The 24,671-nt window shown below is 39.3% G+C and carries 19 protein-coding genes; 1 reads left to right on the top strand and 18 read right to left on the bottom strand.

Features of this window, described 5'->3' with window-relative positions; all coding sequences use genetic code 11:
* Window positions 1-847: 847 nt before the first annotated feature.
* A complete protein-coding gene (locus tag OO184_RS00830; protein ID WP_265377574.1) occupies window positions 848-1,639 on the top strand; it encodes a S1 family peptidase in 792 nt (263 codons plus the stop codon).
* 87 nt (window positions 1,640-1,726) lie between these two features.
* Here OO184_RS00830 and OO184_RS00825 read toward each other — a convergent pair whose 3' ends face one another.
* The 18 genes from OO184_RS00825 to OO184_RS00740 all read right to left on the bottom strand — a co-directional run bounded on the left by OO184_RS00825 (window position 1,727) and on the right by OO184_RS00740 (window position 24,671).
* Window positions 1,727-2,659, bottom strand: a complete 933-nt coding sequence (locus OO184_RS00825) for a YwqJ-related putative deaminase (RefSeq protein ID WP_265377573.1) — start codon at window positions 2,657-2,659, stop codon at window positions 1,727-1,729.
* Window positions 2,660-2,879: 220 nt separating this feature from the next.
* Window positions 2,880-3,911 carry a cytotoxic necrotizing factor Rho-activating domain-containing protein gene (locus OO184_RS00820; RefSeq protein ID WP_265377572.1) on the bottom strand — a complete coding sequence of 344 codons (1,032 nt, stop codon included), beginning with the start codon at window positions 3,909-3,911 and terminating at the stop codon, window positions 2,880-2,882.
* A gap of 102 nt (window positions 3,912-4,013) precedes the next feature.
* Window positions 4,014-4,940: a protein-glutamine deamidase Cif gene (locus OO184_RS00815; protein WP_265377571.1), complete on the bottom strand. Its 927-nt coding sequence runs from the start codon at window positions 4,938-4,940 to the stop codon at window positions 4,014-4,016.
* 131 nt (window positions 4,941-5,071) lie between these two features.
* Window positions 5,072-5,989, bottom strand: coding sequence for a Pvc16 family protein (locus tag OO184_RS00810; protein WP_265377570.1), 918 nt, complete (start codon window positions 5,987-5,989; stop codon window positions 5,072-5,074).
* Window positions 5,990-6,002: 13 nt separating this feature from the next.
* On the bottom strand, window positions 6,003-8,087 hold the full coding sequence (locus OO184_RS00805; RefSeq protein WP_265377569.1) for an ATP-binding protein: 2,085 nt from the start codon (window positions 8,085-8,087) through the stop codon (window positions 6,003-6,005).
* A 14-nt stretch (window positions 8,088-8,101) separates the two neighbouring features.
* Window positions 8,102-9,955 (bottom strand): contractile injection system tape measure protein, encoded by a 1,854-nt coding sequence (locus tag OO184_RS00800; RefSeq protein ID WP_265377568.1) that lies wholly within the window; start codon window positions 9,953-9,955, stop codon window positions 8,102-8,104.
* Between the two features lie 58 nt (window positions 9,956-10,013).
* Window positions 10,014-11,285, bottom strand: coding sequence for a tail fiber protein (locus OO184_RS00795; RefSeq protein WP_265377567.1), 1,272 nt, complete (start codon window positions 11,283-11,285; stop codon window positions 10,014-10,016).
* 120 nt (window positions 11,286-11,405) lie between these two features.
* On the bottom strand, window positions 11,406-14,318 hold the full coding sequence (locus tag OO184_RS00790) for a baseplate wedge protein (protein WP_265377566.1): 2,913 nt from the start codon (window positions 14,316-14,318) through the stop codon (window positions 11,406-11,408).
* On the bottom strand, window positions 14,284-17,013 hold the full coding sequence (locus OO184_RS00785; protein WP_265377565.1) for a baseplate J/gp47 family protein: 2,730 nt from the start codon (window positions 17,011-17,013) through the stop codon (window positions 14,284-14,286). Before OO184_RS00785 ends, OO184_RS00790 begins: the two co-directional genes overlap by 35 nt.
* An 82-nt stretch (window positions 17,014-17,095) precedes the next feature.
* Window positions 17,096-17,512: a contractile injection system spike tip protein gene (locus tag OO184_RS00780; RefSeq protein WP_265377564.1), complete on the bottom strand. Its 417-nt coding sequence runs from the start codon at window positions 17,510-17,512 to the stop codon at window positions 17,096-17,098.
* Window positions 17,490-17,930: a GPW/gp25 family protein gene (locus OO184_RS00775; RefSeq protein WP_265377563.1), complete on the bottom strand. Its 441-nt coding sequence runs from the start codon at window positions 17,928-17,930 to the stop codon at window positions 17,490-17,492. Before OO184_RS00775 ends, OO184_RS00780 begins: the two co-directional genes overlap by 23 nt.
* A gap of 13 nt (window positions 17,931-17,943) precedes the next feature.
* Window positions 17,944-19,545 (bottom strand): phage baseplate assembly protein V, encoded by a 1,602-nt coding sequence (locus tag OO184_RS00770; protein WP_265377562.1) that lies wholly within the window; start codon window positions 19,543-19,545, stop codon window positions 17,944-17,946.
* The gene (locus OO184_RS00765; protein WP_265377561.1) at window positions 19,542-20,225 is read right to left on the bottom strand and encodes a CIS tube protein; all 684 of its coding nucleotides are present in this window, start codon (window positions 20,223-20,225) and stop codon (window positions 19,542-19,544) included. The genes OO184_RS00770 and OO184_RS00765 overlap by 4 nt, the downstream gene beginning before the upstream one ends.
* On the bottom strand, window positions 20,212-20,391 hold the full coding sequence (locus tag OO184_RS00760) for a DUF5908 family protein (RefSeq protein ID WP_049581387.1): 180 nt from the start codon (window positions 20,389-20,391) through the stop codon (window positions 20,212-20,214). Before OO184_RS00760 ends, OO184_RS00765 begins: the two co-directional genes overlap by 14 nt.
* Entirely contained in the window at window positions 20,388-20,846 is a 459-nt protein-coding gene (locus OO184_RS00755; protein WP_049581386.1) for a phage tail protein, read from the bottom strand. The genes OO184_RS00760 and OO184_RS00755 overlap by 4 nt, the downstream gene beginning before the upstream one ends.
* 13 nt (window positions 20,847-20,859) lie before the next feature.
* Window positions 20,860-22,059 (bottom strand): phage tail sheath family protein, encoded by a 1,200-nt coding sequence (locus tag OO184_RS00750; RefSeq protein ID WP_265377560.1) that lies wholly within the window; start codon window positions 22,057-22,059, stop codon window positions 20,860-20,862.
* Window positions 22,060-22,107: 48 nt separating this feature from the next.
* A complete protein-coding gene (locus tag OO184_RS00745) occupies window positions 22,108-23,523 on the bottom strand; it encodes a phage tail sheath family protein (RefSeq protein ID WP_265377559.1) in 1,416 nt (471 codons plus the stop codon).
* Between the two features lie 11 nt (window positions 23,524-23,534).
* Entirely contained in the window at window positions 23,535-24,671 is a 1,137-nt protein-coding gene (locus tag OO184_RS00740) for a phage tail sheath family protein (protein WP_265377558.1), read from the bottom strand.

Genomic DNA, 24,671 nt, shown 5'->3' with positions numbered 1-24,671 from the left:
TTTACTCTCCTTGCTTAAAATAACATCAGATAAAATTTTTCTCCTCTATTTCCAGTTCATACCAAACCATTTCGACTTTTGACAATAGTAAAAAGAAATAATTCTAGTCAATTATATATAAACTGAAATTAATACATTTAAACATTAAATATATTGTATCGATTAAATGATACTATTATTATATATTTCCATGATGTTATTCAATAAAATCATAATATAACTTCAAATGTTTAATATTCTTCTTAATAATATTAACTCAAATAATACTTTTAATACCGAAAATAAATTAGAAATGAATTTTATTATTTCATAAACAAATCATGCATTTAATATAATTCAATTAAAAAATAAAAACATTTAAAACATTTAAAACATTTAAAACATTTAAAACAAAATCATAAAAATAATATATAAGATTACATTATCCCTGTTTCCTTGTTAATAATATTCAAGGAATTACCAAAAGTACACTCTAATTCGATATACCCGTCATCTTTCAAGTTGCCTCTTTGTTGGCTGCACTCACTCACCCCGGTCACATAGTTATCTATGCTCCCGGGGATTCGCTCCCTTGCCGTCGCAATGCATCTTGAAATCCATTGGGTATATAAAAATATCATGCAGACCATAATTCCCTAATTGAATTTACGCCAAAAAAACTTATCTGCATTGTAAATACACCAAGTTATTTAATAACAAATATTTATTTTCTTAATTTTAAAGAATAAGAACCCTTTAATTATAAATGAGGTGTAAATATGCATATAATTATTATCCTGCCAGACTCTATTAATATAATATATAATGGATTTTCATCTCCGTCATCATATTATACAAGGATTATATTATGAAAGAAAAATTGCTTTTCATTTTAGTTTTTATCAGCACGATCTCATTCTCATTGATGGCAAATGGCGCCGAAGAAATAGAGATAATAAATGGTCAACCTGCCGAACCGGGCGAATTCCCATTTTACTCAGCACTTAATAAAAAAGATGGCAATATTGAAGGGCATCATTGTGGTTCTGTATTAATTAATAAACGTTGGGTTTTAACCGCCGCTCACTGCGTTGAAGATGCTAGTATTAAATCAAAAATTTACGTAGGATTAGAAAAATATAAACCTACTCCAATCTACAAAGATAAAGTTGATATTGAGAAAATAATTATTCACCCAAACTGGTTTACACGAAAACGAGGGCAATATGATATAGCGCTCATTAAACTCAATCGAGATGCAAACAGTAATACTTTTGCGAAATTAAACGGCATAAATGAAACTATTGACCTGCCAGTTGGTACAGAATTAACGGTTATTGGTTTTGGAAGAACAGAAAGTGTATCAACCCCAAATATATTAATGAAAACCAATGAATATATTCTTGATGATAAGCAATGCATCGAAGTGCCTCCTGGATATCCTGACACAAATTATGATCCAAAAATAAATATTTGTTCTGGTAACCCAAATGGAGGTGTCGGCGGTGGAGACTCAGGCGGGCCATTGATGATTAAGACAAATAACAAAGATTATGTTGTTTCTGGGCTAGTATCTCGCTCACTGCTAAAGCCAGCAGAACAATTTACCAAGGTCAGTTCTTTCAATAATTGGATAATTGAAACTGTAAAAAATAATTGATTCTTATATTATTAAGCTGATCTCCGCATAAACAAGCAAGTAAAATGCCTGAGAAGTAAAACGCTCAGGCATAAAATGGATATTGTTTTATATTGGCGATTCTTGTGATGTTTTATATCGAGATAATGTTGATGAAAAATTACTTCCTGCACTTTCTACTTTGCCGGTAATCACATTCACTGGCGATGACAATATCCCCGAACAGTTATGACAAGCAGCAAAATCATCACCAGCTTGTTTTGTTGTCAATCGCTGAGTAAAAATAGATGACCTCAATATATCTCGCATATATTCCCCTATTTTTCGACTTCCAATAGCTTTGCCTGCCCTTTCATCTTCTAAAGTCAATAAATTATTCAATGCCTGTACCTCTGCATGCAAACCAGCAATACCTGCCATCGTCGGTAATATATAGTGATTATTAACAATATGATTTCTGATCAAAGATTCTATTACTGGATGCAAAGGATTTACCTCACCATACATCTCTCTTATACCTGAAATAAAGGCTTCAATATCCGTGATCTTGTAAGCTTCGGCAACGTCGCTTTGTTGCATATTCCATTGTTCTTTATCTTTTACTATTGATAATTTCGGGCGTTTAATCAAGCTAATACCCGGAAATAATCTTTCATCTGCTAAATTTCTATTATTATCCTTAAGATTGACAAATTCATCGCCATAATAACCATTATGTACATATCCTGCATGAGCAGCGAAATCTTGCAAAGATTTTTTTGAATAAATAAAACTTCCGTCAGAAACACCCCCCTCTTTTAAACCCGATTTAGAGAATCTACGCTGCTTTGCAGGTTTCAATTGCCCAAACTCTTTCGAAGCATCGAGAATTAATTGCGTTTTTCTATTAAAATCATCAAATTCAGGAAGCTGTTTCTTATAAGCTGACATAACTGATTTTATATTAGGTAGTTCCAGATGTAATGCGTCCAACAACCCTTCATCCGAAGTTTTGCTTTTACCAAATTTAACTGCTTTTTCGCGAATATCATTCTTGAACATTTTTAAGATCTCTATAATGGCTAAATTGGTGATGCCTGAGATTATCATTATGAAAAACTGACATTTAATCTATTAAAATTTAAATAAAAAACACTCTTAATAACTTTTTCATTATCCACAATATATTGTCTAATTGTGACAAATCAGATAGTAAAGAATATTGCAGGGTAAATAAGAGCGCTAATTTCCAATAAGTAGGCTATTAAACAAACCTACCATATTATAACAACCGTTTTTGGAGTGAATTAATCACCTCAATAGTATTTCCTTTCTTGCCGGGTGAAACCGTAGCATCTTCCGACAATACTTTGACATTCATCTTTCCTTTATCATCCCTAGCCAACAGCGCATAACTATAGCCAGCCCTAATAGCAGGTTTTTCAGGCTTCTTTTCGTCATAGTTAAAAACGCCAACATTTTCTGCCGTATTATCAATCACCACACCCGGTTTACCCATATAGGTAATAACACTCTGATCATACTTCGCAAATATATTCACCAAATCGTTATTCTGTTCGCCAACCGCCATCGGCTCACTGTCCGGCGAAAGCGCTTTATGGCTCTCATAAGTCGCAACAACCCCCTGCCGGCCTGTTTTCCATTCATCATCACCCGGCCTCTGTCCTGTATGATAAGCAAAAAAATAGCCGCCCTTCACGGCATATATCATAGTACAACCACTCAATCCTCCAGACGTCACAATAACTGGATGCCCATGTTGAATATCCTTCAAAGCAATTCTTATTCCCACAGTTCCTGATGCGCCATTCACCACATTAATACCGGTAATATTGGGATCTAACGTATTTTTTCCCCAATGTACACCTATCGTTCCTGAACCCGATTCTGATGATGTAACTTGATCGCCACCAAATCCCATCACAACATCATGAAAAGGATTTTCCTGACGGGGAGCGCTATTTCTCAAAGGCACTGCCTGTGCAAGCTCCTGCTTACTGTCATAACGATGGGCCACGACGGGCACATTAATTGGCGCCTCTTCACTCCCCACCAACAACCCTCTATTCTTCAACGGGGAAATATATCCTTTATTAAGGCTTCTATCCGCAAGAAATTGTTTCAACCCTTTGGTTCCCCTGATCTTATGGCCTTCCAAAGGTTCACTCTCATTATTTGAAAGTTCAAGATGTCCACCAGCAGAACTTGATAATGGCGATTGTATAGCATTATTTATAGCGCTACTTCTAGTACGCTGTGCGGGTGTTGTTTGAGGATTAGCATGTTTTAACATTAATAAGCTCTCCGTACTGGTTAAATTTATGACATCTAAAATTTAGATTTACCTAGAATTATTATTTTTGCAATCCTAATATAAATATTTAAACAATACAATTCATTCCGGCTTATCAAATTTTCTATCATAATTATCAAGTTTAGATTTTAATATTTCAATATTTCCAAAAAAATCATTAATATCGTATTCGGTTAAATAAACATCCACACCTTCATCTCGCTTAATTCTATCTAACTTAATACTAGATACATCTTTATGTATATCAAGCGTCTCTGAAATTAACGTTTTCTTTTCATTTTCAGATAATAGATTAAACTCATGACTGAATAATTTCTTTAATTTATTAAGGCTAACGGGATCTTTCCCTCTGGAATTTAACCAATCTGCTATTTTAAGGGGAGGTAATGCCCCTGCTCCTAAATCTGATTGATAGATATATCCTACTGTTTCCTGAACGTTGGATGGGATATCAATTAAAAACATATGCCCAAGTCGACGGTCATTAACCAACGCAACATAATTTTTTGTACTATTGAGCTGATCAATTCTTTCAGCAAATTCATTGCCGTCTATTTTTCCTGTCTGGACCGCTTTTACTGGATCAACAGCATGTTCCCTCTCAGTCATTAATTTAAATATATTTTGGGCGGATAAACCACAAACGGGTTCTGTCGGATCATAAGGGTTTACCCCAACCATTTTTTGATAGATTTCAATACCCCCTAATTCAGCAACAATTTCATCAATCGCCTTAAATATAGCCGCTAAATCCCGGTCAACGATTTTATCTTGCCAATTATCATTCCAAAGTAACTTATTCCCTTTAGGGTCATTATGTAGTGCAATAATATCATCTATCAACTTTACATAACTTATATTATGCTGTTTTGGTTTTGATATATTCTTAGATTCAGACAAGCAAATTGAAGGCGCAATTTCAAGATGATCACCCGTTGTTATGTTTTCAGATGTTCTATCTTTTTTACTGCGAGTTTCAGACTTTTCCGCAAGGTCTCTGATTGGCATAATATTATTACCTAGAAGTTATAAGTAAGTAATATATAGATTAAAATATCACACACAACAAGATGTTTTTACATAAAACCATCAATAAAAATAGCATTATTTTCTCTAACGTGTCGTTTTATTATGGGTAATCAATTAGATGATGGTTTTTTCACTCCAATTAATGCATCAGAATTTTCTTTAACCACAATAATACCTATACCATTTATCTCAACAACCACATCCTGACTCTTTACCCATGTTGCAAGGATTTCTTTTATTTTAGAAAAATAGATTGAAAAAGTCATACCCGAAACCTCAAGAATAATTTTTTCATTTTCTTGCTTATCATTACTACCTGCAACCGTTACAACCGGTTTAGTTGTTAGATTCACTTTAGCAAGCGCCAAGCGCACATCTTCTGTGCCACTTAAATCAGTACATAATTTCTCTAACAAAGCCTGGCTTATTTGTGAGCTAGTAGGATTCAATTTTTGATTCACAGAGTGAGAAATCTCCATAACTGACTCTATGCTATTTTTAATATTTTGAAGTTCTACTGGTGCGGTAACTGAATATAATAAAGAAAGTCGAGGACGATTGCCAAGAGCCTGCCAAAAATTACCTAAGCTATTTAAATTTTCCTGTGGTGGAATTACCTTAGTGTAAGCACCAGGAATTTTGGGTAATTGACGATGATTAATCAACGCGTTCAAAACAGATGTCATTATTTTTGCCGCCTGATTATCCGGCTGACTATCGGGACTACTGCCATCAACTGATGGCTTGTTTGGATGCCAGTAAGTAATTAAATAATTATAATTAATATTTACCCATCCCGGTAACAATAAATTAGTCACAGGATTGTAACGCTTTGGCTCAGCAGAGCGTAATTGCAAATCTTCATGTACATCATAGAGAAATACACTTATTGTTGGCTTCGATGGAATTGAATTTATTTCAGGCAAATCAAAACGAATATCAACATTATTTAAATATTGAGATAGAATATCTTTTAATGCATTATTAACTTCCACAATAGCATTATTAGGCTCAATGATATGTTTCATATCGACTCCAAATTTAAAAAATTAGTCTGCCACTCTTATTTAATTCAAGAATAATTGCTCGCTCTATATGTTGATTCTCAATTTCTTCACTATTATTATCTGCCGCTAATATGGATGCCAATAAGGCAATATTCCTGATATTAGACCCAGTCAAATCAGCTCGTTTAGCCAAATGTGCAAAATCAATCTCATCGGATAATTTCAAGCGTTCAGGCCAAATTACTCGCCACATTTTTTTACGTAGCTCTTCATCAGGATAAGTAAAATGGGTAATAAAGGTAAAACGACGATTAAAAGCGCTATCCAAATGGCTACGATTATTAGTGGCTAAAATCACTAATCCCGGATAATCTTCCAGCCGTTGTAATAGATAAGAAACTTCAATATTGGCGTGTCTGTCCTGAGCATCTTTAGTTTCACTGCGCTTGCCAAACAACGCATCAGCTTCATCAAAAAATAGCACTCCGGAATCCATCTCAGCCAAATCAAAAATGCGGGCAATATTCTTTTCCGTTTCACCAATATATTTATTCACCACCGTAGAAAGATCGACTTTAATCAAATCAACACCAAGATGCCCGGCAATCACTTCTGCGGCCATCGTTTTACCCGTCCCCGATTCACCGTAAAACAGTACACTAATACCGCTACCATAGCCTATTTTTTCCTGAAAACCCGCATCCAAAATCTGGTCACGGTAATTAATCGCCGCAATAACCTCTTTCAATTGTTGAGCTAATGCATCAGAAACCACTAAATCATTAAAATTACGTTTTGGTGTTATCCGGCGAGCCAATTTACCTAAATTTTGTTGAGCGCGAAAACTTAATGCTTTACGTAAATCTATTTCCTCTAATTGACCTCCCGATTGTCGTAATATTTGATATTGATAAGCTTCTTTAAGAATTAACGGCAAGGTCTCTGCGGTAAATGAGAAACGCTGACACAATTGAATAAGATTAATTCTCTGAACGACATTATCCGGTAAATATGCTTTCAACATAGATTCTTTATCTACCCGTGTAACTGCCGGCATCTCTATTTGCACCATTGGCAGATGTTTAATCCATACTAATGCATCTCCCGGTTCTACCAAACAAACTACCCGTAATTTTGGTTGATTTAGCAAAACGGATAATAGGTTATTCGATATTTTCTTTTCATCTATAAGTAAAGAAAAATTACGAATTAATAAACAAGCATTATGTAACCGTGCTTCTCTCACGGCATCTGCCAGCAAATTAGCTATTACAGTTGAATTCTCTTCCGCTGGTAATCGAGCTACATCCAGGGTTAAAGTACTGATGCTGTGAAACGCCATAATATTACTGACCGCTAATTCTCTGGCATTGTCCTGTTTTCCTCTAAGTATCACCAGCGGGCGAACCTCATCAGTTTCATTCAATAATATCTTTTCAAGTGAATGATAAAGAGTTGGTGGATACCAAAGGTGCGAAACAGGAGAATGCCAATAAGCACAAGTTATTAGCGGCGGTAAAATTACCTGTTGTCCTGATAAAAAATGCCAGACAGCGCTGTGGGTTAAAAATTGCGTTTGTAACCAAATAGGTTCTTCGTGGTTATTAAGCCGTAATAATTGGTTATTGATTAACGGTGTTTGCGGTAAAAAACTGTTTTGCAGTAATTGCCAATCATTTTGACGTTGACTAAATAATTCAATTGCTAAAGCAAAACTAGGCCACTGTTTTTTACTATTACCGTGCAAAGCAGCAAATAACGCATGATAACGGCTGTCAAAATGGGGTAATAAACCAAGCAATAAGACATCGCACTCAAATTCCGTGAGTTCAAAACGCTCAACTAATAGAGACAATGCATCAGAAACAAAATATTTTTCGGTTTTCGGATGACCAACAATATCACTCTCCTCAAATAGCCAATGAGGAAAGCCTTGCGGTTGTATCAGATATTCCTCTATTTTATTTTCATCAAGTAAAAAACTCTCCGGTAATGAATCGTACCTTTCCCTCTTTTGATAATAGTAGCGCTGTAATAGCAGATCGATACGTTCCAGATGGGGATAAATCCAGTGTAATTCAGCCATCACATAGTGGCTATTTTTAAGTAAAGAGTTCATTTTATATAAACCTGTTAAATATTTTGCCAGTCAACTTGTAAAGGACGATTTAGCCAAGGAAGTTTGACGATATTTAACGGCCACGGCCAGTCGGCCAATAACAGGTCAAATGGCTGATGTTGTAGCGTAATTTTGATTTCCTGTTCATCTATCAGCAATTCACCCGGTCGTTGTAAAAACAGTTGTCGGACATCATTACAGCTCAGTTTTTTCCAGCCCGGAAGTTGAACGATAATCGCATCCAACCATTGTTCTATTATCCGCTGTTCTTCTGGTTCAACAGGGATTAATTGCGTCTCTTCATCAATCATTAATCCACACAGAACTTTATTGAGTGTTTTTCTTTCTACCTGCCCCTCTTCATTCCCCCAAATAAGATAATCCAGGAAATCAACCGCCCTAAATTGAGCTTGGTGATGAATAAATTCTTTTTCCTCAAGTAAACCTAATTGATTAAATAATGTGGGTAACATCGGCCATAGAATTAATATTCCAGCATTACTTACCTGATATGGAGAAGATAAACCCGATTCAAAATGTGGCCTATTAATATCGCTAAGTTGACTACAATTATTGTCTTTGACGTGTAAATTATCTGGTGTCAAATTATTTGTCATAAAACGTTGTGACAGTTTATTATACTGATCAATAGAGAGATGTTTTTTACAGCGTTGTGAAATAGAGCCTAATTGCCATAGTGGTGCTAACCAAGCTGTACCTGTTTGGTTATATAACGCCGGATGTTGTAATAACTGGAGAATATTTTCTGTTTTTATTTCTCCTTTTTGAATCGCTGTGATTATCAATGAAAGTTGATGCTGACTTAATGGTGGTAAATCTTGCCTATGCTCTGTAGATAATTTCTGTAATAACTCAATAATCATTGAATTAACCGAAACTGTTTGCTGTAAAGATTGTTCTCTAAAAGTCTGGATTTCACCGCCAAAACGATTGGCTAAACTTTTATATTCCTGAACAGAGAGATGTTTTTTACACAGTTTTGGAATCAATTCTATTTGCCAAATTAGCTTCAACCATGCATTTAATAAATCATTTTCAGCTACTATATTTTTGCGAAATAAAGTAATAATAAGCACAATATCAAGCATACTGCTATCAAGTTCAGCCATGATATAGGATATCACTTTCATATCGGGTTTAGGTATTTCCTGAGTATTATGCCGTTGTATATATCCCAAGGCATTTAATACCAATTGCCAAGGAGAAGCTGCCTTTCCTTGATGCTGATATCCATCTATATCCTCCGACAATTTGTGATTAATCGCGGTTAATAAATCTGGTTGACTGATAGCTAAAAGACTTTGCAAACTGTGTTCAGATAAACAACTTTTTGCTAATAATAATGTTAAATTGCTCTCCATTTGCATTAATTGATTAATTAAAGATTTGATATTAATATCAATACGATTATTCTCTATTATTATATTTTCAGAATTTAATTTAATATCTTTTTGATATAAATACTGGATAAACTCCTCGATATCAGATAAATAATGACTATGTAATAAAGATGACTTATCCGTATTTTTGGATATTATTGAATTTCCTGTAAGAATTTTTTCCTTATTATTCTCCTGATATTGATTCAAGGCTTTATTTAGAGCAGCATTAAGCCGAATAGGAAACAATACATTAAAGTTATGTGAATTAATTTCACCAAGATTCAACGTTAATTTATCTAAATAGATATCCTGACTAATCACATATTTATTAAAGTATAAATTAAGTAATTTATGCACACTGACTTGATTAAGTAGAGAATCATATAATACTTTTTTAGCTATCTGTTGGTTATTAGTTTCAATAGTAATGGAAAGTCTACTTAATAAATTTGGTCTCGAAATCATAAATAGTATTCTCTTTACGATTAATGGATAATTTAAATTTTCAATTTCCTCACAAATATTAAAGCTTCATAATAAAAGCCAGAATATAATAAGGAACTGTTATTCTATTACTATGGGAATGTTTTCCTGTGTTTTTTACATCAATCTCATGATTGTGTGTCTCTGGACTGTTTCCGTTTACATCACCTTTAGATGTAGTCATGCCTGTTGAGTAATAGAGATATCTATTTCTGGTATTATTTGAAGAGGCTACCGCTCTCTTGTCTGAAGAGATCTCATAAGCCCCATATTGAGCCATTATATTTGTATCAATAATTATCCCACTAAGATGATCATGATTAGGTATTTGACCAATAGATAACGATCTCCCATCTGTTCTGCCATTGATATTTAGTGTAGCCTCATCAGAATTAAATTTAAATGATTTACCATCTTTAGGTCCTGAAACTTTAGTATTACTTTGCCCTTTAACACCATCAAAATCCCCGCCTAAAATAAATCTATCGACCAGATTTGGCGTACCCTTGTCACCATCACACAATGCCCATCCCTCAGGAGCACTACTGCCAGAAAACATCACAATCATTCCTCTGGGGAGTACTTTGTTAGGATCAATACTGACACCTTTATCATCAACTTTAATACCATTACCCGCTTTAACTTTTACACCACTTTTACTCAGGCTCAAACCACTTACACCGCTCCAGGCATTGTTTGTATTTCCTCCCTCTAATTTCAAATAAAGACCAGTATTATCAGTTACCACAATACCGCCCCCGTCCCAACATTTAACAGCTATACCTTCTGAATCAACGGAAATACTGCCATTATTCTTGGCCTTAACTTCTACTCCATTTCCACTAACAGAAATACCATTACCAGATTTAACTGAAACACCACTGCCATCAACAGTAATACCATTAGCGGCCTTGACAGAGATATTATCTGCGTTTACAACAATACCATTACCTTGACCAACACATATTCCGTTGTCTTTATTAATCAGACCGCTACCAAGATCTACAGATAAAATATCATCTTTTAATATTAATGGAGAATAGTCTTTACTGGCGATAGTACCTATTTTTAAATTAAGCGTACCATTATCCTCCAGCTTCAATCCTGCTCCTGGTCCATTTTGTTGCGGTGCTTGCCCGGCTGCTTTACGGCCAATATCAGCAATATCAATCAAGTGTTCATAATCAACTTGCAGTGGAATACTACCTGCTTTAAAACGTTTTTTTAAATCATCCGCTGAAGGACTTTCTGCTTTATTATCGGTATTTTCTGGATTAATCGCTGAATTTGATAAATCGTTCTTCTTTTCCATTTTTATCACCTTATCTATTCTATTGATAATATCCTAAAATTATGAATGCATAATGAAATAATAATAATTAAAAACCATGAATTTAATAGCACAATAAATATCTCTTATTGTAATACAACATTAATTCTCTTTATTGCGATTAATATCTTCCTGAATTTTCGGTATATATAGCAACTGATTACTGTCAATGAATTTATAGTTCCATTCTGTTTCAGATTCACCAATAACCTCAGCTCTCTGCTTTTCAGTAGCAATTCGCATATTTCCCGTACCCGTTAATGCAGAAGGAAGGCGTCCTAAAGTTAGCATTTCTAGAATATGATATGCTTCATCCCCTAAAGCAGCGCCATTATTCTGCCAACGCTTATAAGTGCTGGCAAAATTCTTAAAATGATCCAGTGGCAACCAATGAATAATCATGGAAACATGAGCAGGAAATTCAGCTAAAATCTCAGTTTTTACCCACAATTCCAGTTTATGCGGATCAACCTTGTTATTTTCAATTAACTGGCGATTAATAGCTATACTGACGACAAATGAAAAACGATCAGTATGCGCGTATTCTGTACCAGAGAAATACCAACGATAACGCCATGCCTCTGACTCTATTGGAAAATCATTTTTCTGGTCTACTATTTTTTTGAGCTTTATCCGACCCTCAATATGATTAAATTCCACTATACGCGCTTTAAGTTCATAATCAGATATAGCATCAGCACTAGCTAACTTTTTTTTAGGTAGCTCATAAGGGGTAATTTTATACTTTAGTGTGATTTCATCTCCTTCTTTGATCATAGCAGGAAAAGGGCTTTGGGGACTAGATGTGATCCAGAGTTCATCGTTTTCTTTATTATTTTGATGTATTTCATCAGCATAAACCAATTGATAATCCATATCTTCCAACCACACCGGACTATTTTGCCAGACTAGTTTTTTGTCAGTAAATGCTTGTTGCACTCTGTCCAAATTATATTCCAGAGCAATACTATTACGGGTATCAAGATAAAATGATTTTTCTGTAATCTCAGTGATCACTTGGCCCCGTAATATGAATTCGTTCTCACCTTTAATTATTAAGTTAATCATCTGACCATGTAATAACCGCCCTGCCGCATTTTGCTGAGTAATAATTAAGTGATGACTTTTAGCATCAGGATGATTTTTAATTTCCAGATTATCAGGTGTTTGTTCACTGTTGAATGCCTCGTCAGGTTTCACTGGCAACAGCCGACGATGCTCAATTAAATAGAAAGGCAGATCAGCCAAATCAGGCGGTTCACTAAAGCATTTTCTTCCCAAACCTAACCGGGCTGCAATTCGTTTTTGCAGCGCCGATACTTTATCAATGCGAATATTATTACGATGATAGGCCAGCTCTGGTTGTTGAGCCAGATAACCACGCTGAGTGGATAGAAAATCCCGTCGATTAAGAATAAGCGGTCTGGCGGCTCGATGAGCGCCAAAATAGCTTAACAGATACTCAAGAATAACCAGCTCTTTTGTATAATTTCGTTCATTGATGCCACCATCATTATTAATTTGCGCATCATCATTCAGTTTCTTAATTAAGTCAGGCATTATCTCCTGATGAACGTTCTGACTCACTGTATTAACTTTAAAAGGCCATTGTACACCGTATATCATATTTCCCCGTTGTTTAAACGCCAATAGTTTCGGCAATAAAGCAAGTTCTGCACAGCCATTCGCTAATATCTGTTCAAAAGGCAGAATAAATTGGTGTAGCTGTATTTGTTGTAAGGTATATTTGTTAGTCTGCAATCCATAGCAAGCGGGTAATTTATTGCTTACCGGGTAATAATCCCGCACTTTACGATATTTACCCCAGTCCAATAATTCTGGTTGTATATTAATTAGCGATTCTGTAATGAGCCTTTTCTCTATCTCTTCGCTAGAAACCGTCACTTTCACGCCACCTTTGGCAATAATAGTTAATGGGCTGTTTGATGAGGTAATCAATGTTAAGGGATCTTCACCCCATAATCTGGGATAATATCCTTTCGCAATTTCCCAAGACCAATTATCGCCCGGTAACGGAGAAATAATGCTAGCATCATATTTATTCTTATCTAATTCCAGCCGGATTACACTTTGAACGCCTTTAATCGCCAATAATCGGTTAACCAAATGGCTTAAACTTAACACTATGGCGTCGTTGTAATCTTTGGTCGGCGGTAATTTAGGTATCCAGCCGTGATGTAAATAAGGCCCATCAAAAATTTCTTCATTACTGTAACCCATTTCTTTCATTGCTTGGGTGGTATAACGTAACGGCTTTTCCAGTACTGTTTGTTCTGCTGTCATATAAATTCGAGCAATTACGTCAGCGATATCTTTAACGTCATTATCAAGCTGAATATCCATCTTCAATGGCAAATCAACCGGGTTTAACCAAATAACCCGACTCACCCATTCTCCCAAATTACGATTATCTTTCAGGAAAGCGTTAAGTTTCTCCTGCGCCAGCTTATTATCGATCTGAGTTTCCCGGCCTGGGAGTAAATAAAGCCAATAATTTCCTCTTAATGTTAACTGTTTGCTATCTGAATCTGGGGTTTGAGTAAAACTGTATTCACGCTTCTTTTTGCTATACCAGTATGTATAGCGTTGATCTTTAGGTTCGCATATCAGTAGTACATCATTAAATAAAAAGTAACCACCAATCGTGTCATCACTATGTAAATCCAGCAACGCCCGACGATAATCCGCCAACGTAATTGGACCACAAGTCAGCATCTGTTGCGGGCCAAATTCTTGGGGAAAAATACCGTCGCCGGCTGTCTGTTCCTCTTTTCTCGGCGTAAGAAGATCCAAAAGCGGCAACGAATGACGGTAAGCTAAATCTGATGCGCCATAACAACAAGCTTCTAATAAGGTAATACCGGGATCATTCTCACTCATATCACTCCAACATTGACCGGATTGTTGCTCAATAACAGCCTTAGCCTGAGCAAGTAAGGTATCAAAAGCAATATCGTCTTTAACGATGGGAAACAGAGCATCCTGATGACGCATTTATTAACTCCTTATTTGAGGAATGTTTATCTGACCAGACTAAAATCAACACTTCATTATCATTGGCTTCGATAGTTGCACCCACGGTACCCGTAACTCGGTTAGCAATGGTTATGCTTAAATTGGTGACGCGTTCTACCAGAGGGGATTGTTGGATGGCGGCTAACAACTGGTAGTAGTCAATGCAATTACCCATTGTCACGCCGATAGCCGGATTCTCTGCCCACGGCATATATGTTCGGCTTAATTGCTGTTGTAGCTGATGATGACCATAATCAGAATTAACGCCAGAGATAAAGGCCACTTGATAATCCACTTTAACGTCAACATAAGTAGGATTGTTGATTTCAATGGTTGCCCAAGGGCTACTTAATTGACTTAACCATGCAACCATCTCCGCCAATCGTGCCGGGTTCAGTTTTGGGCGTAATGCATCATCATTATCCTTGTAACGGTTGTCTGGAATGATTATCAGTTGTTGCTTTTCCGGCGCCGGAATGGTGGTTAATTTACTGCCTGAATGGTGTCTGACATCAAGCAGGCTAATAAAATGATCTTTTAGTAAGGTGACCATGTTGCCCCAACTCAACACTCGGTTACGATGGGACAACCGGACAGGAATTCGTTTTAAGAAGGCTTGCTCAGTCTCTTGCGGACGACCGTTCCAAGAAGCCCAAGGTTGCGTGACGCCGCTGATTGCAGCAATAGTGTTTACCGGTTGTTTTATGCTGTTAGCAGCCAATCCGTTGATAAAGTGAGCCTGCTCAACAGGTTCTGCGTTAGCTAAGGCGGCGGTGGCGGCGTTATACAGTAGGCCTTTAATACGTGGGCAATCTTGGGGATCAATCTTTCCAACTATCTCGGCTTTCAGCCAGTACCGCCCCGTCGGCATCAGGGCGGCCTGATTTGAAGCATCTTGCGGCAATAAAGTGCGCCAGATACCCCGGTCGAACAGGTTACCAGTTTGATCATCAACTAATTTATCCAATTTACGCCAGGTATTGCGCTTATCGAGGTAAAACCAAGATAAATCGAGCGCTTTAACCCCTTCTAGTTGCCAATAGAGAGATAAAGTTTGCCCCGGCAGTACCCCCGTAAAACCTAAATAAAATGCCGCATCGGTGAATGCTGGCTTCTCTGCCGCCGCCTCACCCCAGCCAAAAGGCGTCAGAGGGTAAACAGCAAATTGCTCAGATTTAGCTTTAACGCTGAATTGAATCTGCAACGCACTGATTTGCGGGGTATAGGGTAAGTTCTTACCGGTAGGATCTTGCCAATATTGGCTATGCATAAAATCCTGCTCGGCCAGTTCTATACGCACTGACGCCGGCCAGTCATTGGGAGATGGACTGTCTGCAACGGGATAATTCATTGCTGGCAAGGTAAAGCTTAGGCTTTGCTCTTTTGGCGCCTCATCTCCACCAAATAACGATTGGGTGGCATTGAGAGTCTTCCTTTCCTGAGGAGTGACCAAATAGCCTTGTACTTTAAATGCGCCATTATCGGATTCAGGACTATAACCTTTATGCCATTCTTTAAAACTTTTAGTAGGTAAGCCAACCCATTGAGGGGTAATCGTCACTATTGCGTTTTCAGTGCCATACCATTCAGGAGCAATCAGATGAAATCCAGAGCCTAGCGACGGTGATTGACCAAAGGGAAAGCTGGATGCATCCGTTCGGTCAATACCGCCATCAGAGGCATAGTACACACTACGGTTGTCATTAATGCTGATTTCGATGTCTTTAATCTCAGGCAGAACAGGACCTTGAATAGTGCCTAGCTTTAATACCGGTACATCAAACGTCATATTATCCAAGACATCAGGAGGAGTAATTGGCGCACCACTGGCGGACAATCCGAGTTCAAGCGTTGTTTCATTGACAAGCTTTACCTTCAAGGAAGACCAGCAATTTTCTGCACTAATATTAGCCGTGATGTGCTCAGATTTACCTGTCCACTTGCTTGTTAATGTAACTTTAATCGTGCGCTCTCCTGCTGACAGCGTAAATAAAGACGAAGCAATTAAGTAACCAGACAAAACCGGAACATCATTAGGTGTTGGGCTAAAAAGCCGAATACCGTTTTCAGGTAATGCAATATTATCTGCAAGATTCAGTGGTATTGCCGATTTCCAACCATCACCCTCTTTTCGATACCAACACAAGTCAGTCAATTCTCCTTGATTTGCCAATACATTCGATTCGGATACATATTGTAATGGATTGCCAGCACTATCATGTCCGGCATCAAAGTAGGTTCCTTGAGGAACAAGATATTCGGCATTATCCCCATTCAAGGTAATACCTATCGCCACCCGATCCGCTTGGGCATTTCTCGGCGTTAAGCCTAATAATTCCCGATAATAAAGATCGCGATGGCGCGCCGGAAAGGTATTGAATAATATTTTAGTGGTTTCTAACAGTTTTAAAAAAGCCAATAAAAAAGTCTGATGTGCAGGCAAAAGGCCATTGGCTTTACTCGCATCTTGGTAAATATCCGCTAATTGTTGAGGGTTGTTTTCCTGAATAAAGTAGAAACTATGCCAGAATTCCTCTTTCTCCTGACCAAAAGGAATTTTTTTAGCGTACTCCTGCATCCAATTTAATATATCCAGCGTACTTCTTTCATCAAGTTTAAAATCCGTATCCGATACCATAGCGGCAAGTTTATTTTCTAATTCGGTCTGTCCCATATTTATACCACCTGTTATTTGAATATAATTTTAATATATTTTCAGGAGATCATTGTTATTCATAAATAAATCAAAGGATTATTTACCCGGCACTAACAGCGTATTGACTGGCAATAAATCGACCTTTACCCATACTGGGTGCGGTTATATCCGGGCCGCTCGATGGATTATTTGCTGGCTGTGATGGGGTAAAACGGGCAATAAATTGCTGTCCAACAATAATTACCGTGGCAATGCTACGGCAAAAGTTTACTTGCTGGCTGGCATCCAATTGAGCAATGGTAACCATACCCATGCCGGGTATTGGATGGCTAGGCGTAATATACTGCGCTTGAAGCTGTATCTTTTTTTCATCACCCACGATGACAATCTTTTTGCCTTGGATTTTGGCATGTCCGCTCCCCCGGATGATTGCCGGCCCCAGAATGGTGACCTGTCGGTTACCGAACAAGGGCTCGAATAGCAACGTGTCGCCATCAACCACCAATTGTTTGCTCATAAGACACCTCTATCGGACCTTCTCCAATCTCAAGAATACCTTCGATTTGCTGGATAATTTCACTGCCTCTCAAGGCATAATTCACCTGAATATGTAAGGTATTCGGTAAATCGGTTTTCTGGCTCACCTTAATTTCAATCATTTCTGCACGGGGTTCATAACGTAATATTCGTTCTTCAATACGTGTTTGAATTCCAGCCATTAATTCATCACTGATATTTTCAAACATATAATCATTGAGACCACAACCATAATCTTCACGCATAATCCGCTCGCCGGGTTCAGTCAGAAAAAGAATTTTCATACTCTGGCGAACATGTTCTGCCCCTTCTGCCATTATGACTCCCTCCTGAGAAGAAAATTGCGGCGGAAATGCCCAGCCCCGACCATAAATATCGGTTAATATTTTATCTGCCATCTTATTTAACCTATTATTGTGTTAAATTAATTTTCGCCCCCTTAATATCAACCCCAGATTTTCCAGCGGCTGATAGGGATTTTTCGGCCTGAATATTAATTTCCTGCGCATGAGTAATGAGATTTTTAGCAGAATTAATGGTGATATCTTTATCCTGTTGCAAAGATAAGGTATTTTTTCCACTATTAAATGCGAGCGTATTGTCTTTATTATCGAAGATTAATGCTTGTTGATTTTCTCCCTGCTTAATCACTAACGTTTTTACCAGATTTTTTTCACTGGGTTCTAACGGTGATCTATTTTTAGGATTGTGCATGGCGCCTAATATCACCGGGAAACGGGGATCACATTCAAAGAAACCAATAATCACCTCATCTCCCGGTTCTGGATAGAAGCAGAATCCACTCTCATGACTGGCGTAAGGTTTACCTAAGCGGGCAAAAAGAGTGCTATTGGTTAAGTTTAAGGCCGGTATTTTGACCGGAATACGGCCTAACGATTGGCTATCCTGTTGGTATTTTTCTACGATCCCGACATGCAGCTCTTTAACCTGAGGGATAACCTGTTCTACGTCTGATTGCATGCCTAAAGTTAACCGGGTACGCCAACCCTGCCGTTGGTTGATGGTCTGACTGACGCCGGTGATAATCGCCTGACCATCCATTCCCGGCCCAAAGCCTGTTAACGCCAAAACATCCCCCGGCTGATAGCAATCATCACCTGCAACCTCAAAACTGCCGGATATATTATGGTTTCGCCGGTTGCCCATAATACCTTGAGTAAACTGCCTGGTTTGTTCATTATCCAACGGGTAGCTGAAAATCCATTGCCACTCTTGATCGGTCAACGGTTTCAGCATGTCCGTAGCAAGTTGACCATGCCCAAACCCACTACTTTTTACCTGAATCGCCTGAGACAACTTTTGTTGGTTAATGTCCCAAGACTGCACACTGACTGTTTTTGGACTGCGCTGATTATCCCATTGCAGATTAGCTTCAAACAGCACAACGCTCTGATGGTTACCACGCTGGTAAATGGTGTGTACGGTTGACCGATTAAGTGATTCCGGCGTTACCAATTTAACCGTATCATGGCCGGGAAGCAGCCAGGTATTCGTCGCACTCAGCCGGCTTTTTAAGAATGTCCAATCATTGCAACGAAACTGCACCATTTGCTCATGCACCGTTTTAAGTTGAGGCGCTTGTTTTATTGTGACAGGCACACCGGCCTGGCTGAATAGCTTCTTGATAATCGCCTCATCGCTCTGCTTACTGAATAGCTGCGAGTGGAAATTATGCGTTAATTTTTGCAGTGGATGTTTCGCCGTCAGAATCATTAGACTGTCCTGACCTTTAAGCCCCAGTGTCTGCCGAACGATGATCCCTTTGAACAACACATTTTTTTGCATCTGCACAATAAGTTCATGATTCGGGCGACAACTTGCCAACTCAGCCTGCGCCTTGGCATCGAAAATATGGCTGGTGTCGCCAATAATACCTAACGTGACGTTAGCCGAAGGAATGCCATTGACAGGATAATTTACTGACAAACTGATAACCGTAAACTGATTGAGCGTTTTGCCGCCTATCTTAATCATGATCGGGGGTATCTTCATGCTTCCCTCCGCGCTTGTAGCGTTTGTCCCGGCGTGAAATCATCAAGATTATCCAGATCGTTTTGCCAAGCCAGCGAAAGATAATCAATACCGCCCGCCAAAGCAGCGCCGGCACCCAGCGCAATCAATGGCAGAGAGAGCATATCGGTTACGCTAACCGCAGTAGCCGGCGGCGATTTTAACTGTTGCTCAGTGGCCTGAATAACAAAGCTCTCATCCGCCACCAGCGATAAGGTAGCTATTGCCCGTAACGGCATGGCATCCCGGTCAAACAAGGTGTAATGAATACCGAGGCCGCTGGCCCGGCAAGCAAAATAACCTTTGTTTTCCCAACGCATTTTGCCCCATTTGATTTTAAGAAAATGAGGAACTTTGGTACCGGCATCAACGGCACAGAGGGTTTTCAACGTCGCTAGTTGGGTTTCGATCGGCGTATTGTTGCCGGGCATTAATGCGTCAAATAATAGATCTAATGACAAGCCCGCAGGTTGGGACGACACATAGTGGTTACTTTGGTGGGTATGGGTAATACTTTCATCGTTTTTATAATTGGCTTGATAATTGAACTGGATCGCATCAGGGTTATACATCACCGGTAAACTGCCCACCAAAATTTTACCTTCCCGATCTTTAAAGGCAGTCAGAGTGAGTTTGGACAAGCTACGTTCAATTAAGCTCATAATGGCCTCCCGTTTCACGTAATGCCTCTAACACCTCCCGTTTAATCCTTTCAATCAGGCGAACGTCATCCAGCGCTTCTTGAGCTAATGTTCGCGGGGATGATAAATCACTGGCAGAATCGGTAACTTTGGCCTGAATAATCAGTTCCTTAATTTCTACAGTCATACTTTCACTCCTAACCAACGCATATCCTGATAACGTAATTCCAGAGAATTGACCAAAACGGCATTGCTATTAGCATCAAAGTCACCGGTAGACCAACGAACCGGTAACGCGTTACTCACCGTCCAACTTGCCGCCGGTAAAAAATTTTCATTCAGCAACATAATGACCACATCAGCATAAACCGCTTTTTCTCCACGCAAGACACGATCAAATATCAAAGTCAGCGGTGTAATCGTCATAACACCACGTTCCAGTACTAAGCTACCGTGCTGGATCTTCTCGGCCAGCCAAACATTTCTGGCGTTTTCCCCTCCCTGACTATGTTGGGTGGTTTGCAGTTCACGGCTGAGTCCCGATATGCGCTGAAAGGCAATATCAAGTGGACTGGGAATATTGTTAAACAGAAAACTGGCGATAAAACGGTGTGATACTGACGGGGTGTATAGATTATGCATATTTTGCCCCTGTTTAATTTAATCCCGTTGTCCCGGTACGCGTATCAAACGTCAAACTCAGCTCAATAAATTCCGCCGGAATTAACAGAGCCAGTTTGATTTTCATGACCATTTTCCCGGCCCGCAGATCCGCTTCACTCATTGATTCGTTAACACCGAGTAATATGTCAAACGCTCGCTCCTCCTGAGTACCTAACAACCCACCTTTTAACCATAATTGATGCAGCCAGTTGTAAGTTTGGCCTTTAAGTTTCATCCAGGTAATAGCGTTGTTGGGTTCGAAAACAAAAGCCCGGCCTAATCGGGTCATATGAGCTTCAATATAGGAGACCAAGCGGCGAGTTTGGATATAACGCCAGGGAGAACCGGGAATGTTGTCCAAAGTTCGGCATCCCCAAACTCTAATTCCCTTACCGGGGAAGCTACGAACCAGATTCAACGAAGCGCCATTCTGATTAAAGAGCGCATCAGCTTCAATAAAGGATCGTACTGGGCTGACTACCTTAGCTAAAGCTACGTTGGCTGGCGCGGTCCAGATACCTTGCTGATGATCATTACGCTGGATAACCGCCGCCACCGCCGCGGTAGGCGAAAGGATAATATGTTTACCATTTTCTTGGTATGTGGTTTTCAGCCCCGGCCAATATACCGCGCCCCATTGCCGGTCACTTGAGGAAAACTGCTCTAAACATTTAGCGGCCAGTACCGGATCATCCGGGGCATCCAGCAATCCCATGATGCCACGTCGGCTTTTACACAGATCGAGTATCGACTGCCAAAATTGCAACCAAAGATCTATGTCAGCACCAGACTCTCCCATCTGATTAAAGCGGACAATATCAGGAGCAACAATCAGTGTGATAGCACTCTCCGCGGCAATAGCCTGCTTAAGCCAATCCTGTTGCAGTGCGGCGACCAATGATTGAAAATCATTCAGTGGTTCATCAGGAGCCAGCGGCAATACATAGGCTTGTTGACCGCCATTGTCAAAAAAGTGGCGCACGGAGTAGTACATTAATCCTGACTCACGAAATTTTAGGGTAAAGTCGGTCAGGCTGTTTAATTTGACTGTGGTTTTGCTGCCCGAACTGGTTTTATTGCCCGAACTTTTGGGAATATGACCGATAAAAACCGGTGCGCCAATAAATGCCTCATCCGGCTTCTGGGATATCAGGTTCTCCTCAATTGTCACGCCCGACTGTGTTATTTCCATTATCATTTCCTCTACAGGACAGGCGCGGCAAACCGCGCCCCAGTACGGTTACTGTGCTACTTTTTGCGAAAATCGCAGGATAATAAATTCAGCCGGACGCACCGCCGCCATCCCAACCTTGACCACCATTTTGCCTTGCTTAATATCGCTCTCGGACATGGTGATACCTTGACCAATCTGCACAAAATAAGCTTCTTGGGGGTTACTGCCAACCAGCGCCCCTTGTTGCCAGAGTTGGTGAAGATAGTTATCAATGGCTGACCGTACTCGCTCCCAAGTCGGTTGGCTATTAGGTTCAAAGACGGCAAATCGCATTGCCTGTTTGATATCTCGTTCTGCTGCATTAAATAGACGCCGTACCGGAATGTAGCGCCAGTTGTCATCATCTTTCAGGGTACGTGTACCCCACACGACGAATCCTCGATTATTGAAATAACGGATAGCATTGATACCTTTTTGATTCATGGTACCTTGCTCATCTTCGGTGAGCCGTTCTTCGACATCACTAATGCCGCTCAGAACAATATTAGCCGGCGCTTTCCAGACGCCACGGCTGGCGTCAGTGGCGCAATAGACACCGGCCATTACTGCACTGGCGGGAATAATGTTTTTGTTATCAGCAATTTTTTGTTTTATTGCCTCAATAACTTGCTCATAGAGTTTTGAGTCTTGCTCTTTGAGTTGCGCCAGATTTGTGATTACATCGGGTTTTGTTTCTGCATCTTCATAACCTGAAACTGCGATCAGGCTATCTTCCACTGGAATAAGCTGTGAGACTTTCACCGCCGGATAATACGTCGCCGTTTGTGAAGGCACATTAACACTAATAGCAGTTGTTTTATCTTGGTTATCAGCGATAAGGAAATAGCCCTTATTCAATAATGAAGATGTCAAGCTGTTATATATCTTGCTCTGATAATCAGAATCTTGTTCAGGGCAGACGAGCAAGGTAATTTCTAAAGCCTGCTCAATTAATTCGGGAATTAAGCTCAGAGTTTCAGTATTTTCCAAATCAGCAATTGGTAATATATAACAAGGTCCACCGCCATTTTGAAAATAAAGTTTTAACGCATCACTGCTTATCGTGTAATTAGATACTGTCACCTCGTAAGTGTAACCAGCCTTTTTTTCTTCTTCATCTGTATCGCTATTAACCTCTCCATTTTCTTTCGTAGCTTTATTTTCGGCTGATATATCACCTTCAACTTTCTCAACTTTTTTAGATTTTTTAGCAGCAGGCGGGGGGGTTGATTTAATAACTATTGACGTAACACAACCCACATGAAACTGGTTAGCGAAATCCAACCAACTACTAACCCGTGCCACTTGTGGCGTTATGCTAGTTTTCTTAGGTGAGAAGCGGCCAATAAAAACAGGAATTGCCGTGCTCCCTTGGCTAATAGAAAACGCCAGTGATGCATCTTCTTCAATATAGACGCCCGGATAAGTTGGTGCTATTGGCATATTACCTCCAATTATTGTGCGACGTTCTGTGTAAACTGCAAGATAATAAACTCGGCAGGACGAACCGCCGCCATACCCACTTTGACGATCATTTTGCCCTGTTTAATATCGTCATCAGTCATAGTGATACCTCTGCCTATTTGAACAAAATAAGCTTGCTCGGCTTTATTTCCCACCAATCCGCCTTGTTGCCAGAGAGAATAGAGATAATTATCAATAGCTCGACGCACAACTTCCCAAGTGGGCTGGCTATTAGGTTCAAACACCGCAAAACTCATCGCATTTTTAATATCTCGCTCCGCACTATTAAACAGGCGGCGAACTGGGATATAACGCCAATTATCACTGTCCTCAAGCGTGCGAGCTCCCCAAACCAATGTGCCGCTCTTAGGGAAATCGCGGATCATATTCAGTGCTTTGCTCTGGTTATATTTTCCTTGTAGGTCATCAGTCACCGGATATTTAGGTTGTAATCCACCTTGAATAGCGACGTTAGCCGGCGCTTGCCAAACACCTCGGTTGTTATCGACACTGGCATAAATACCCGCCATCACTGCACTAGGTGGAATATCAACGCTAGCTCTTTTCCCTTCGTTATCTTTTTCTCCCCACTCAGTGGTCAGCCAAGGATAATAAACTGCGCCATAAGCAGTGGCGGTATAAGGTTTGAGTACTTTATCTGGATCGGGTTTTTTTATATCGGTGGCGCCATCTTGTTTGGTAACTTTAGTCACTTCGGTGATATCAGCTTGTGGACCATCAAAAATGGCAAATAATCCTTTGCCCGGTTTACAAAGCATCCCGACGGCAGTATTAATATCTTCTCCGGCAGCAACCAGCAATGTGACATCATCCAGCTTCGGAACTTGGTTTACTAACTCTTCGGTTTTAACAAGATAACAATATCCACCGCCGTTAATAAAATAGGCGCGTAATGAGATATCAAGTTTGTCGTTGGGATTAAATTGTCTATTTCTTAGTGTCAGATATTCTAACCAGCTATTAATACGATAATAGCCGTCTCCTGACTTAAACAAATTTTCATCTTTGACAGCAAAAACAGGGACCGCCGTGGCGCTTGTACGAACAGAGAGCGCCAATGATGCATCTTCCTCAATATAAACACCCGGATAATCATAAGTTGTCAT

Origin of the sequence: Photorhabdus aballayi, assembly GCF_026153155.1 — a bacterium.
GTDB lineage: Bacteria > Pseudomonadota > Gammaproteobacteria > Enterobacterales > Enterobacteriaceae > Photorhabdus > Photorhabdus luminescens.
The sequence above is the reverse complement of the archived record's forward strand: the minus strand, read 5'-3'. Positions and strand labels throughout refer to the sequence as shown.